Origin of the sequence: Streptomyces sp. NPDC005728 (genome assembly GCF_040630895.1) — a bacterium.
Classification (GTDB): domain Bacteria; phylum Actinomycetota; class Actinomycetes; order Streptomycetales; family Streptomycetaceae; genus Streptomyces.
Genome location: NZ_JBEXYL010000063.1, coordinates 19,761 through 32,843 on the forward strand (window position 1 = coordinate 19,761; position 13,083 = coordinate 32,843).

General features: G+C 70.8%; 13 protein-coding genes, 1 pseudogene and 1 riboswitch. Of the genes and pseudogenes, 5 read left to right on the top strand and 9 right to left on the bottom strand.

All coding sequences use genetic code 11. The features are described from left to right. Window positions 1–53: 53 nt before the first annotated feature. Window positions 54–1,385, bottom strand: coding sequence for a metallophosphoesterase (locus ABZ471_RS32575; protein WP_359071495.1), 1,332 nt, complete (start codon window positions 1,383–1,385; stop codon window positions 54–56). 16 nt (window positions 1,386–1,401) lie between these two features. Next, the gene (locus ABZ471_RS32580) at window positions 1,402–1,641 is read right to left on the bottom strand and encodes an SCO4848 family membrane protein (protein ID WP_316747584.1); all 240 of its coding nucleotides are present in this window, start codon (window positions 1,639–1,641) and stop codon (window positions 1,402–1,404) included. Window positions 1,642–1,732: 91 nt separating this feature from the next. Here ABZ471_RS32580 and ABZ471_RS32585 point away from each other — a divergent pair, with 91 nt between their 5' ends. After that, a complete protein-coding gene (locus tag ABZ471_RS32585; protein WP_359071497.1) occupies window positions 1,733–2,971 on the top strand; it encodes a D-alanyl-D-alanine carboxypeptidase in 1,239 nt (412 codons plus the stop codon). Here the strand turns inward: ABZ471_RS32585 and ABZ471_RS32590 are convergent. Continuing rightward, window positions 2,919–3,836 carry a YihY/virulence factor BrkB family protein gene (locus ABZ471_RS32590; RefSeq protein ID WP_359071499.1) on the bottom strand — a complete coding sequence of 306 codons (918 nt, stop codon included), beginning with the start codon at window positions 3,834–3,836 and terminating at the stop codon, window positions 2,919–2,921. The genes ABZ471_RS32585 and ABZ471_RS32590 overlap by 53 nt on opposite strands. Before the next feature lie 85 nt (window positions 3,837–3,921). Between ABZ471_RS32590 and ABZ471_RS32595 the strand changes: the two genes are divergently transcribed. Further along, window positions 3,922–4,677, top strand: a complete 756-nt coding sequence (locus ABZ471_RS32595) for a decaprenylphospho-beta-D-erythro-pentofuranosid-2-ulose 2-reductase (RefSeq protein ID WP_359071501.1) — start codon at window positions 3,922–3,924, stop codon at window positions 4,675–4,677. Window positions 4,678–4,733: 56 nt separating this feature from the next. On the opposite strand, the gene ABZ471_RS32600 is transcribed toward ABZ471_RS32595, so the two are convergent. The 3 genes from ABZ471_RS32600 to ABZ471_RS32610 form a co-directional block, all read right to left on the bottom strand. Next, a complete protein-coding gene (locus ABZ471_RS32600; RefSeq protein WP_359071502.1) occupies window positions 4,734–5,318 on the bottom strand; it encodes a 2'-5' RNA ligase family protein in 585 nt (194 codons plus the stop codon). A 214-nt stretch (window positions 5,319–5,532) separates the two neighbouring features. After that, window positions 5,533–6,546: a tryptophan--tRNA ligase gene (gene trpS / locus ABZ471_RS32605; protein ID WP_359071504.1), complete on the bottom strand. Its 1,014-nt coding sequence runs from the start codon at window positions 6,544–6,546 to the stop codon at window positions 5,533–5,535. 150 nt (window positions 6,547–6,696) lie between these two features. Further along, window positions 6,697–8,145 carry a glycine hydroxymethyltransferase gene (locus ABZ471_RS32610; protein ID WP_359071505.1) on the bottom strand — a complete coding sequence of 483 codons (1,449 nt, stop codon included), beginning with the start codon at window positions 8,143–8,145 and terminating at the stop codon, window positions 6,697–6,699. A 32-nt stretch (window positions 8,146–8,177) separates the two neighbouring features. Then, window positions 8,178–8,267: riboswitch (ZMP/ZTP riboswitch) on the bottom strand. A gap of 102 nt (window positions 8,268–8,369) precedes the next feature. Between ABZ471_RS32610 and rocD the strand changes: the two genes are divergently transcribed. Next, complete coding sequence (rocD, locus tag ABZ471_RS32615) at window positions 8,370–9,575, top strand: ornithine--oxo-acid transaminase (RefSeq protein ID WP_359071506.1); 1,206 nt, start codon at window positions 8,370–8,372, stop codon at window positions 9,573–9,575. 7 nt (window positions 9,576–9,582) lie between these two features. Here rocD and ABZ471_RS32620 read toward each other — a convergent pair whose 3' ends face one another. Both ABZ471_RS32620 and ABZ471_RS32625 read right to left on the bottom strand, forming a co-directional pair. Beyond that, a complete protein-coding gene (locus ABZ471_RS32620; RefSeq protein WP_359071508.1) occupies window positions 9,583–10,767 on the bottom strand; it encodes a glutathionylspermidine synthase family protein in 1,185 nt (394 codons plus the stop codon). A 26-nt stretch (window positions 10,768–10,793) separates the two neighbouring features. Continuing rightward, on the bottom strand, window positions 10,794–11,165 hold the full coding sequence (locus ABZ471_RS32625) for a hypothetical protein (RefSeq protein WP_359071510.1): 372 nt from the start codon (window positions 11,163–11,165) through the stop codon (window positions 10,794–10,796). A 119-nt stretch (window positions 11,166–11,284) separates the two neighbouring features. Between ABZ471_RS32625 and ABZ471_RS32630 the strand changes: the two genes are divergently transcribed. Together ABZ471_RS32630 and ABZ471_RS32635 are read left to right on the top strand one after the other, a co-directional pair. Beyond that, window positions 11,285–12,127 (top strand): DMT family transporter, encoded by an 843-nt coding sequence (locus ABZ471_RS32630; RefSeq protein WP_359071537.1) that lies wholly within the window; start codon window positions 11,285–11,287, stop codon window positions 12,125–12,127. Between the two features lies 1 nt (window position 12,128). After that, window positions 12,129–12,395 (top strand): annotated as a pseudogene (locus ABZ471_RS32635) (tyrosine-type recombinase/integrase); the annotation flags it as partial. Window positions 12,396–12,547: 152 nt separating this feature from the next. Here ABZ471_RS32635 and ABZ471_RS32640 read toward each other — a convergent pair. Further along, the gene (locus ABZ471_RS32640) at window positions 12,548–12,952 is read right to left on the bottom strand and encodes a hypothetical protein (RefSeq protein ID WP_359071511.1); all 405 of its coding nucleotides are present in this window, start codon (window positions 12,950–12,952) and stop codon (window positions 12,548–12,550) included. Window positions 12,953–13,083: the final 131 nt, after the last annotated feature.

Below are 13,083 nucleotides of genomic sequence, written 5' to 3' on the forward strand. Positions count from 1 at the left end.
CGTCTTCACAGTGGCCGCAAGCGTTTTCTGTCAAGCGCCCGTTGGGGCTGCGTTCATGCGCGCGTGGCGGCCAGCTCGATCACCGTGACGTCCGACGGCGCTCCCACGCGTGTGGGCGGACCCCAGGCGCCCGCGCCCCGGCTGACGTACAGCTGTGTGTCGCCGTAGCGGTCGAGACCGGCCACGGTCGGGTTGGCGGCGGCCGCGATCAGGTTGCCGGGCCAGAGCTGGCCGCCGTGGGTGTGGCCGGAGAGCTGGAGGTCGACGCCGTGCCGGACGGCCTCGTGGATCTGCACCGGCTGGTGGGCGAGGAGCACGCAGGCGCGTGCCGGGTCACGGTCCCCGAGCGCCTTCCGGAAGTCCGGGCCCTGGCCCTCGCTCTCGCCCTGGAGGTCGTTCACCCCGGCCAGATCGAAGTACGGCAGCTCGGTGCGGGCGTTCTCCAGCGGGTGCAGGCCGAGGGTCCGCATCTCGGCGACCCACTGTTCGGCGCCGGAGAAGTACTCGTGGTTGCCGGTGACGAAGTAGGCGCCGTGCCGGGCGGTGAGCTGGGCGAGGGGCACGGCGGCCGGACCGAGGTCCTTGACGCTGCCGTCCACCAGATCGCCGACGACCGCGATCAGATCGGGCCGGGTCGCGTTGACGGTGTCGACGACCCGCTGCGCGAAGCCGCGGCCCAGCACGGGGCCCAGGTGGATGTCGCTGACGACCGCGATCCGGAAACCGTGCGCGGCGCGCGGCAGCTTGGCGAGCGGGACGGTGACCCGTTTCACGCGCGGCCCGCGCAGGACGCCGTAGGTGCCGTAGCCGACGGTCCCCGCGGCGACGGCCGCGGCGGCCCCGCCGACGACCCGGGAGACGACGAGGCGGCGGGAGGGTTCCCCGGGCCCCTCGGGCGCGGGCTCGGACGCACTCGGCGCCGGCGCGCGTTCGCCCGACACGGACTCGGACCCGCTCGGCACAGACTCGCGCACGCTCGGCACGGGCGCGGGCTGGGTTCCGCTCGCCTGCGCCGCCCCCGCCGGTACGGTCTCCGGCTCCCGCACGGAGGTCGCGGCGCTCGCCCGCCGGGCCATGGAGCGGCGCAGCAGGGGCCGTACGGCCTCCCCCGCCACCGTCGCCAGCAGCAGGTACAGCGCGAGCGCCATCCACAGGAACCCGGGCCAGGCGAGCGTGCGCTGGAGCCAGAAGGGGGCGCCGGAGCGTTCGGCGACCAGGGCCGTGATCATCAGCAGCGGACCGGCGACGAAGACCGCCGTGCCGGCGCGGCGGGCGAGGCCCGGGCCGCGCGTCGTGTCCCGGACCAGGCGGCGCCACACGTACCAGTGGCCGAGCACCAGGACGGCCACGGCGACCAGCGCCACGAGGACGAAGACGATGACCACGCTGCCGTATCCCCCGCTATGACGTCCGGCGCAGTGCGCGCAGACCGCGCAACCCGATGACCCCGATGACCGTCCCCAATACGAAGGAGACGACCGCCAGCAGCAGGTGCACCCAGAAGTACGCGGTCGGGTGGCCGTCGTCGAAGGCGAGACCGCTGCTGTCCTTGATCAGGTTCTTGACGAAAGTGACCCAGATGACCCAGCTCCACACCCCGAAGGCGAGCAGGAACCAGGAGACCGGGCGGCTGAGCTTCATGAGACCAGTATCGCCGTCCGGTGTCCGGTTCCTTGGCCGGGGTGGGGGGCGGGGCGGGACTTCGCAGTCCGTGGCAGGTACGTTCTCGACCGTGCCCGCTCCCAAGAAGACCGTCAGGGGTTCCCTGCTGGTCACCACTGCCACGCTGCTGTCCCTGGCCGCCACCGCGCCCGCCGCCCTCGCGGCCCCGACCCCCTCGACCAGCCCGACGGCCACGCCGCCGGCGCAGATGTCACAGGTGGGCGGAGCCCGGCTCGGACTGCCCGGGACACAGGTGAACCTCGCCGACGGTGTGCCCGTGCTCCCCAAGGACCTCACCGCCCGCTCGTGGCTCATCTCCGACGCCGAGTCCGGCGAGATCCTCGCCGCGCACAACGCGCACTGGCAGCTGCCCCCGGCGAGCACCCTGAAGATGCTGTTCGCGGACACCGTGCTGCCGAGGTTCCCGAAGACGACCGAGCACAAGGTGGCACCGACCGACCTGGCGGGCATGGGCGTCGGCTCCAGCGTGGTCGGGATAAAGGAGGGCCGCACCTACACCGTGCACGACCTGTGGCTCGGCGTGTTCCTGCGCTCGGGCAACGACGCCGTGCACGTGCTGTCCGCGATGAACGGCGGTGTCGCACAGACCGTCAGGGACATGCAGGACCACGCCGACGACCTGCAGGCCATGGACACCCACGTGGTCAGCCCGGACGGCTACGACGCGCCGAAGCAGGTGTCGTCGGCGTACGACCTGACGCTGTTCGCCCGCTCCGGGCTGCAGAAGAAGGACTTCCGCGACTACTGCTCGACCGTGTCGGCGAAGTTCGGCTCCGGCGAGATCCGCAACACCAACCGGCTGCTCAGCGGCGACACCGACGTCCCCGTCTACCAGGGCATCGCCGGGGTGAAGAACGGCAACACCACCAACGCGGGGGCGACCTTCACCGGTGTCGCCGAGCGGAACGGCAAGGTGCTGCTGGTCACGGTGATGAACCCGGAGAAGCACGACCACAACGAGGTCTACAAGGAGACCGCCAAGCTGTTCGACTGGGGCTTCCAGGCGGCCGGCAAGGTCAAGGCGGTGGGCGCGCTGGTCCCGCCGAAGAACGCCGCGCAGTCCACCGCCCAGCCCGGCGCCACCGCCTCCGCCGGGCAGGCGGAGGGGACCGGCGGGTCCGGCTCGAAGCCGGTGGCGAGCGCCACCGCCGGGGGCGGCGGTTCCAGCGGCGTCGGGATCGCCCTGGCCGTCGCGGGCGGTCTGCTGGTGCTGCTCGGCGGCGGTGCGTTCCTGGTCAACCGCCGCTGGCCGCTTCCGGATCTGATGCGCCGTCGGCCGCGTTCCTGACGTCGCCGGGTTCGCTCTCCGCGCTCTGCGTCGCCGTCCAGGCGGCGCAGAACAGGACGAGTTTCGCAGTGAAGTTGATCCACAGCAGCAGGGCCACGGGGACGCCGAACGCGCCGTACATGCTCTTCGCGGCGACTCCCTGGATGTAGCCGCTGAGCAGCAGCTTCAGCAGTTCGAAGCCGACCGCGCCGAGGAGCGCGGCGACCACCAGCCGACGCCGCGGCGGCTCGACGCCGGGCAGCAGGGTCAGGACGTAGAGCAGGAGCAGGAAGTCGGCGAGCACCGCGACGGCGAACGCGGCGATCCGCAGCAGGATGCCGCCCCAGCCCGACCGGTCGATGCCGAGCTGGTCGGTGATCCAGCCCACCATCGCGGAGGCGACGGTGGAGATGGCGAGCGTGGCGAGGACGGCTCCGCCGAAACCGACCAGGATGCCCGCGTCCTTGGCCTTGGCCAGGACCGGGTTCTCCTCCTTCTCGGGCAGCTGCCACACCGCGCGCAGGCAGTCGCGCATCTGGCCGACCCAGCCCACGCCGGTGAACAGCAGCACGATGCCGGCGATGAGCCCGACCGTACCGGCGTTCTGGACCAGGGAGTTGATGTCCACCTGGTCGGCGAGGCCGGGGATCTGGTCGGCGATCTTGTTCTGGAGGTTCTTCTGCTGCGACGTGCTGAGCGTGGCGGCGGCGATCGCACCGCCCAGCGTCAGCAGCGGGAACAGTGCCACGAAGCTGATGAAGGTCATCGCGGCGGCCAGCCGCGTCCACTTCACCCGGTCCAGGCGCTCGTACGACTGCCACGCGTGGGTGGCCGTCAGCCACGTGACGGTCGGCCCGACCCCGGGAAGCCTCTTCAGCCAGTCCATGATCGGACTGTGCCCGCTCCGAGTGGGCGTCAACACCGCGTTTCTTCGCCAAGACGGTCATATACGGGCGATACGGTCGGCTGTCATGAAGGACGCCACCGAACTGCCCCGGTCCCTGCTCGTCCTCGGCGGCACGTCCGAGATCGCGCTGGCCACCGCCCGCCGCCTGATCGCCCGCCGCACCCGCACCGTCTGGCTGGCCGGCCGCCCCTCCCCCGCCCTGGAACAGGCGGCCGACAGCCTGCGCGCCCTGGGCGCCGACACCCGCACCGTCGCCTTCGACGCCCTCGACCTCGCGTCCCACGAGACGGTCCTCGGCAAGGTCTTCGCCGAGGGCGGCATCGACATGGTGCTGTTCGCCTTCGGCGTCCTCGGCGACCAGGCCCACGACGAGCGCGACCCGGTGCGCGCCGTCCAGGTCGCCCAGACCAACTACACGGGAGCCGTCTCGGCCGGACTGGTCGCCGCTCGCGCCCTCCAGACCCAGGGCCACGGCTCCCTGGTGGTCCTCTCCTCCGTCGCGGGCGAACGGGCCCGGCGCGCCGACTTCATCTACGGCTCCAGCAAGGCCGGGCTCGACGCCTTCACCCAGGGGCTCGGCGACGCGCTGTTCGGCACCGGCGTGCACGTCATGGTCGTACGCCCCGGATTCGTCCGTACGCGGATGACGGCCGGACGGCCTCCGGCCCCGCTCGCCACCACCCCCGAGGCGGTCGCCACGGCCATCGAGCTGGGCCTGCGCCGCCGCTCGGAGACGGTGTGGGTGCCGGGCGCCCTGCGCCTGGTGATGGCCGCTCTGCGGCACGCACCGCGGGCGCTGTTCCGGAGGCTGCCGATCTGACCGACCGGCCGCCGCCACCGGCTACCGGCTACCGGCTACCGGCTACCGGCTACCGGCTACCGGCTGGCGATCGTCCCGCGTTCGATGTCGGCGTGGCCCCCCTGCGGCGGCACCACCGACCCGCCGAACGTGTACTCCCGCAGCTTGCGCCACACGTCGTCCGCGCCCTGCTCGTACAGCGCGAACCCGGCGCACGACCACTCCGCCTCGAAGCCCGCCAGCTCCGCGAAGGCGCGGTCCATCGCCGCCTCGTCGATGCCGTGCGCGACCGTGACATGCGGGTGGTACGGGAACTGCAGCTCGCGCGCCACGGGCCCCGAGGCGTCGCGGACCCGCTGCTGCAGCCAGGCACAGGCCTCGGCACCCTGCACGACGCGCACGTAGACGACCGGTGACAGGGGCCGGAACGTGCCCGTCCCGGACAGCCGCATCGGGAACGGCCGGCCGGCCGCCGCGATCTCCGTGAGGTGCGTGTCGACCGCCGGCAGGTCGGCCGCCGCCACCTCGGTCGGCGGCAGCAGGGTGACGTGCGTGGGGATGCCGTGAGCCGCGGCGTCGCCGAAGCCCGCGCGCCGCTCCTGGAGCAGGCTGCCGTGAGGCTCCGGGACCGCGATCGACACGCCGATCGTTACGGTCCCCACGTCGTCTCCTGTCGTCGCGCGATGTCGTCTCGGCCCTCTTCGTCCGGGCCGTCGGCTATCGACTGTACGGCCACGGATGTCCTGTGGGCAGGCGCAGCAGAAGTGATGTGCAGCGCTCCGCCCTGTCGGACGTGTGTGCGGCGTACGCCGCTGTGCTCCCCGGTGCCTCCGGGCGCCTCTCTGTGCCCCCTGAGCACCTCTCGGTGCCGCCTGCTCAGTGCTTCGCCGGCAGGAAGCCCACGCGGTCGTACGCCTGCGCGAGCGTCTCCGCCGCCACGGCTCGCGCCTTCTCCGCGCCCTTGGCCAGGACCGAGTCCAGCGTCTCGGGGTCGTCCAGATACTGCTGGGTGCGCTCCCGGAACGGCGTCACGAACTCGACCATGACCTCGGCGAGGTCCGTCTTGAGCGCGCCGTAGCCCTTGCCCTCGTACTTCTCCTCCAGGTCGGAGATACCCGCCCCGGTGAGCGTCGAATAGATCGTGAGCAGATTGCTCACACCCGGCTTGCTCTCGGCGTCGAAACGGATCACCGTGTCGGTGTCCGTGACCGCGCTCCTGACCTTCTTCGCCGTCGTCTTCGGCTCGTCGAGCAGGTTGACGAGGCCCTTCGGCGTGGACGCCGACTTGCTCATCTTGATCGACGGGTCCTGGAGGTCGTAGATCTTCGCCGTCTCCTTGAGGATGTACGGCTTCGGGACCGTGAAGGTCCGGCCGAAGCGCCCGTTGAAACGCTCGGCCAGGTCGCGGGTCAGCTCGATGTGCTGGCGCTGGTCCTCGCCGACCGGCACCTCGTTGGCCTGGTACAGCAGGATGTCCGCGACCTGGAGGACCGGGTATGTGAACAGGCCGACGGACGCGCGGTCCGCACCCTGCTTGGCCGACTTGTCCTTGAACTGGGTCATGCGGCTGGCTTCGCCGAAGCCGGTGAGGCAGTTCATGATCCAGGCGAGCTGGGCGTGCTCGGGGACGTGGCTCTGCACGAAGAGGGTGCAGCGGTCGGGGTCGAGGCCGGCGGCCAGCAGCTGGGCTGCGGCCAGTCGGGTGTTGGCGCGCAGATCCTTCGGGTCCTGCGGGACCGTGATCGCGTGCAGGTCGACGACCATGTAGAAGGCGTCGTGGGACTCCTGCAGGGCTACCCACTGGCGGACGGCGCCGAGGTAGTTGCCGAGGTGGAACGAGCCGGCGGTGGGCTGGATGCCGGAGAGCACGCGGGGTCGGTCAGAGGCCATGTTCACCATTCTCTCAGGTCGCTGATGCCGATCCGGAACTGGTGGGAAACAGCGCCGCTGGGTGGCCCGGCGTGCTGCCGGGCCACCCAGCGGGAGAAGTCTCGTCGGGGGCTGGTCGGCCGGTGAGCGGCCGGTGCGCCTTTGGGCGGGTCAGCCCAGGTCGATCTCCGGGTACAGCGGGAACCCCGCCACCAGGTCCGTCGCCCGCTGGGCGATCTCCTCCGCCACCTTCGGGTCCAGGACGTGGGCGGCCTTGGACGGGGCGCCCGACTTGGTGGTGCCCGGCTCGGCGGTGGTGAGGACGCGGTCGATGAGGCCGGCGACCTCGTCCATCTCCGCGGTGCCGAGGCCACGCGTGGTCAGTGCGGGGGTGCCGATGCGGATGCCGGAGGTGTACCAGGCGCCGTTCGGGTCGGCCGGGATGGCGTTGCGGTTGGTGACGATGCCCGAGTCGAGGAGGGCCGTTTCGGCCTGGCGGCCGGTGAGGCCGTAGGAGGTGGCCACGTCGATCAGGTTGAGGTGGTTGTCCGTGCCGCCGGTGACCAGGGTGGCGCCGCGGCGCATCAGGCCCTCGGCGAGGGCGCGGGAGTTGTCGACGATGCGCTGGGCGTAGTCCTGGAAGGAGGGCCGGCGGGCCTCGGCGAGGGCGACGGCCTTCGCGGCCATGACGTGCGGGAGCGGACCGCCGAGGACCATCGGGCAGCCGCGGTCGACCTGGTCCTTCAGGGAGTCGTCGCACAGGACCATGCCGCCGCGCGGGCCGCGCAGGGACTTGTGGGTGGTCGTGGTGACGATCTGGGCGTGCGGAACCGGGTCGAAGTCGCCGGTCAGGACCTTGCCGGCGACCAGACCGGCGAAGTGGGCCATGTCGACCATCAGGGTCGCCCCGACCTCGTCGGCGATCTCGCGCATGATCCGGAAGTTCACCAGACGCGGGTACGCCGAGTAGCCGGCGACGATGATCAGGGGCTTGAACTCGCGGGCCTGGGCGCGCAGGGCCTCGTAGTCGATGAGTCCCGTGGCCGGGTCGGTGCCGTAGGAGCGCTGGTCGAACATCTTGCCGGAGATGTTCGGGCGGAAGCCGTGGGTGAGGTGGCCGCCGGCGTCCAGGGACATGCCGAGCATGCGCTGGTTGCCGAAGGCCTGGCGGAGCTGGGCCCAGTCGGCCTCGGAGAGGTCGTTGACCTGGCGGACGCCGGTCTTCTCCAGGAACGGGGCCTCCACCCGGTCCGCGAGGACGGCCCAGAAGGCGACGAGGTTGGCGTCGATGCCGGAGTGCGGCTGGACGTAGGCGTGGCGGGCGCCGAAGAGGGCCTTGGCGTGCTCGGCGGCCAGGGACTCCACCGTGTCGACGTTGCGGCAGCCGGCGTAGAAGCGGCGGCCGATGGTGCCCTCGGCGTACTTGTCGCTGAACCAGTTGCCCATCGCCAGCAGGGTGGCCGGGGAGGCGTAGTTCTCGGAGGCGATCAGCTTGAGCATCTCGCGCTGGTCGGCCACCTCCTGGCCGATGGCGTCGGCCACCCGCGGCTCGACGGCACGGATCACGTCGAGGGCGGCGCGGAAGGCAGTGGACTCGGTGGACGGGGACTGCTCTGGCATGGGGACCTCCGGACGGTGTGCGTACAGCGTTCACGTTCGGCCCAGGCGCACGGCACTCATTCCCACTCGGGCCGCTCCCCGATGGTCCGTCCCATCCCAGCGCGCCAGTCACGACCCGGTGATCAGCCTACCGGGCGCGCCGGATCGTGCAGTTCCCGCGTCCACCATGCGAGCGAGGATAAGAAAGGGGGTGCATCCCGACTCTCTGGCCCTCTGGAGTTCCCGTGAACGCTACGGAGACGCTCATCACCGCCGCCGACGCCCACAGTGCGCACAACTACCATCCGCTGCCCGTGGTCGTGGCCACCGCGGACGGGGCCTGGATGACGGATGTCGAGGGGCGGCGCTACCTCGACCTGCTGGCCGGGTACTCGGCCCTGAACTTCGGCCACGGCCACCGGCGGCTGGTGGAGGCGGCCAAGGCGCAGCTGGAGCGGGTGACGCTGACGTCGCGGGCGTTCCACCACGACCGGTTCGCCGCGTTCTGCGAGCAGCTGGCCCATCTGTGCGGCATGTCGATGGTGCTGCCGATGAACACCGGCGTCGAGGCGGTGGAGACGGCGGTGAAGACCGCCCGGAAGTGGGGGTACCGGGTGAAGGGGGTGCCCGCGGAGATGGCGAAGATCGTGGTCGCGACCGGCAACTTCCACGGGCGTACGACGACGGTCATCAGCTTCTCCACCGACCCCGAGGCACGGGCGGACTTCGGGCCCTACACGCCGGGCTTCCAGATCGTGCCGTACGGCGACCTGACCGCGATGCGGTCGGCGCTCACCGAGAACACGGTCGCGGTACTGCTCGAACCGATCCAGGGCGAGTCGGGCGTGATCGTCCCGCCGGCCGGTTACCTGCCGGCGGTGCGCGAGCTGACCCGGCAGCGGGACGTGCTGTTCATCGCCGACGAGATCCAGTCGGGGCTGGGCCGGACCGGGCGGACGTTCGCCTGCGAGCACGAGGGCGTCGTACCGGATGTGTATGTGCTGGGGAAGGCACTGGGCGGCGGGATCCTGCCGGTGTCGGCGGTGGTGTCGAGCACCGAGGTGCTCGGGGTGTTCCGGCCGGGCGAGCACGGGTCGACGTTCGGCGGGAATCCGCTGGCCTGCGCGGTGGCGCTGGAGGTGATCGCGATGCTGCGGACGGGCGAGTACCAGGCACGCTCCGCCGAGCTCGGCGAGCATCTGCACCGGGAGCTGGGCGCCCTGCTCGGCACCGGCAAGGTGACGGCGGTGCGCGGGCGCGGGCTGTGGGCCGGGGTCGACATCGCGCCGAGCGTCGGGACGGGCCGGCAGGTGTCCGAGCGCCTGATGGACCGGGGCGTCCTGGTGAAGGACACCCATGGTGCGACGATCCGGATCGCCCCGCCGCTGGTGATCAGCAAGGAGGACCTCGACTGGGGACTCGCCCAGCTGCGGGCGGTCCTGGAGGCCTAGGGACGTCCTAGAGGATCACGTGCGGCAGGAAGCGGGCGTACTCGTCGGTGATCAGGCCCGAGGACTCGCGGATGCCGAGGCCGGCCGGCTCGTCCTGGACGACCCAGGCGCCGAGGACGACGTGGTTGCCGTCGAAGGCGGGCAGCGGGGCGAGCTGCTGGTAGCAGCAGGGTTCGTCGCGTGTGACGGCCGGGGCGCCGGGCTCGTGGACGGTCACGCCCGCGCCCTCGCGGCCGAGCAGGGGCTTGGCGACGTAACCGGTCGATCGCGCCAGCTCGCGGGGGCCGTCCAGGTAGGAGGGAAGGAGATTCGGGTGGCCGGGGTACAGCTCCCAGAGGATCGCCAGGAGGGCCTTGTTGCTCAGGAGCATCTTCCAGGCGGGTTCGATCCACAGGGTGGTGCCGGTGCCGCCGCCGTTGTCCAGGGTGTCGAGGACGTGCCCGGCGAAGGCGTCGGTGGTGAGCCACTCCCACGGATAGAGCTTGAAGATGCTGCGGATGAAGCGGAGCCGGTTGTCCACGAAGCGACCGGAGAGGGTGTCCCAGCCGATCTCCTCCATGGAGATCCAGTCGGTGGCGAGGCCGGCCTGTTCGGCGGTCTCCTTCAGATAGGCGACCGTCATCAGGTCCTCGCCGAGTTCGTCGGCGGAGGAGTGCGCGAAGTGCAGGGGGCTGCCCGGCGGGAGCAGCGCGGCCTGTTTCCGCCAGGCGTCGACGAGGCGTTCGTGCAGGGAGTTCCACTGGTCGGCGCCGGGAAAACGTTCCTCCATCCAGAACCACTGGGGTGAGGCGGCCTCCACCAGGGACGTGGGGGTGTCGGCGTTGTACTCCAGGAGCTTCGCCGGGCCGGTGCCGTCGTAGCAGAGGTCGAAGCGGCCGTAGACGGAGGGGAGTTCGGCGCGGCGGTGCCAGGCCTCGGTGACGGCCCCGGCGATACGCGGGTCGGTGATGCCGAGGTCGGCGAGGCGGTTCTTCGCCACGATGTGCTCGGCTGCCGCGAGGCACATGCGGTGCAGTTCCTCGACGGTCTCCTCCAGCGCCTCGACCTCGTCCAGCGTGAAGACGTAGTAGGCGCTCTCGTCCCAGTAGGGGCGCAGCTCGCCGTCGGGGTGGCGGGTGAGGGGGTAGACGAGCCCCTGTTCCTCGACGGTCTGCTGCCAGCCGGGGCGGGGGGTGGTCGTACGGCGTTCCATGCGGCGGATCCCGGTCCGGTTTTCGGTCAGCCGCCGGAGCTGCCGTGGCCGCCGCCGAAGCCGCCGCGGTGCACTCCGCTGTGGTAGCCGTCGTCGTTCGAGGAGCCGCGCGAACCGGAGCCGGAGCCCGAGCCCTTGCTCGGCTTGGTGAAGGAACCGCCGCTGACCCAGGAGCCCTTCTTCTTGCCGCCGTAGTACCAGGCCCCGTTCACGGAGGCCTTCGTCACCTTGCAGTTCTTGTCGGAGACGACCTTGTAGCCCTTGGCGAGCCGGTAGCTGTCGCGATCGACGCAGCGCTTGTCCGGGGCGGAGGAGCAGGCGGTCAGGGCGGTGGCCAGGAGGCCCATGCCGCCGAGAAGGACGGTTCCCGAGCGGAGTCGTCGGCGTGCGGTGGCCATGCTGGTGTCTCCCCCGTTGGTTGGCCTGTTTCGGCCGTCAGCCTAGAGACCGGTGAGAGCGGGCCCCGAGGCGGGTTGCCTGTTCGCCTCTCCCCTAGAGTCACTTCGTGCTCTTTGGAATGGTGTGTGCCCTGGCCGCGGCGGTCTGCTTCGGTACGGCGACGGTGTTGCAGGCGGTCGCCGCGCGAGAGGCCGGTACGGGCGGCGGCGGCGAAGCCGCTCTGCTGCTGCGCGCGTTGCGGCAGTGGCGGTATCTGGCCGGTCTTGCGCTGGACGGACTGGGCTTCGTGTTCCAGATCGCGGCGCTGCGGTCGATTCCGATCTACGCCGTCAGCGCGGCACTGGCGTCGAGTCTGGCGGTGACGGCGGTGGTCGCGGCGCGCCTGCTGCGGGTCCGGCTGAGCGGCACGGAGTGGGGCGCGGTGGGCGTGGTCTGCGCCGGACTCGCGATGCTGGGGCTGGCGTCCGGGCCGGAGGGGGAGCAGGAGGGTTCCGACGCCCTGAAGTGGGCGATGCTCGCGACGGCGCTCTGCATGCTGGTGCTCGCGCTGCTGGGCGGGCGGCTGTCCGGGCGCATGCGGGCGCTGGTGCTGGGGCTGGGGGCGGGTTTCGGGTTCGGGGTGGTGGAGGTGTCGGTCCGCCTGATCGACTCGCTGCGGCCGGCCGATCTGTTCACCAACCCGGCGGCCTACGCCCTCCTGATCGGTGGCGGCGCCGCCTTCATCCTGCTGACGTCCGCCCTGCAGCGCGGCTCGGTGACGACGGCGACAGCCGGCCTGGTGATCGGCGAGACGATCGGCCCGGCCGCGGTCGGCGTGATCTGGCTCGGCGACCGGACGAAGGAGGGGCTGGCCTGGTTGGGGGTGCTGGGGTTCGCGGTGGCTGTGGCGGGGGCGTTGGCACTGGCGCGGTTCGGGGAGGCGCCGGTGGCGGAAGAAGCGCCGGTGACGGGAGAAGGCTGAGGTCACCCGCGCCTTCACCACGCTCCTCCGCGAGGCCGGCCTCCGCCGCATCCGCTTCCACGACCTCGGCCACTCGACCGCCACCCTGCTCCTGGAACAGGGCGTCGAACTCGTCGTCATCAAGGAACTCCTCGGCCACGCCCACATCGGCGTCTACGCCCACGTCCGCCTCCGCCTCCAGCGCCAGGCCATCGACACTCTGGGCAGCATGCTGGCCGAGGGCGACGACTCCGGAGAGCCGCCGCCCTCGGCAGCCGTCGTCCGCTGACGTTGCCGTCAGCGTTGCCGTCACAAGACGCCAGGCCCCTCCGGAGATCACTCCGGCGGGGCCTGTTTGATCTATTTTTCCGAGAAATGAAAATGCTCGACTATCACGCGTCCCGCACCAGGCACTTACCGAATCCTCTGACTCGGTTCAACCTATCCGCGTGAAGAAGTATCACTCGCTGGGATCCTGTAGGAAGCTGCGAGACCCTCGTCGAAGAACACGATTAGCTCATCGGGCATATACGTGAACCCTTCTCCCTCGGCCGTACCTAGCGCAACAACCAGGAATGACTTATTGGAGAATCCAAGGCGATACGCCCAGGGCATTTCAGGGCAACCTTCATTGGGAACGTGCCAGGCAGAGCCGATTTCCACAATCTCCGCCCCAAGGAACCTCTCCCAATCGGCATGGTCGCTCACGTCGACAGCGTCCCCCGGCGAGTCGGCGGCCGACTCTCCAGGTTCCCTAAGCCCGATCGCCATCCCTTCATTGAGACCATCCATCGCCCAGGACAGGGATAGTGCAGCCCCAGTGCTCATGACCAGATCAACGGCCATGTCGACTTCATGAGCACGATCCTCCCTGTGCCCTTCGGGCCAGGTTTCCCCCTGCGGCACTACATAGCGGACCGCACTCACAGACGCCCCCGCGATCGCACTCCGAAGGTCCGCGAGGCTAGCGCCGCCGC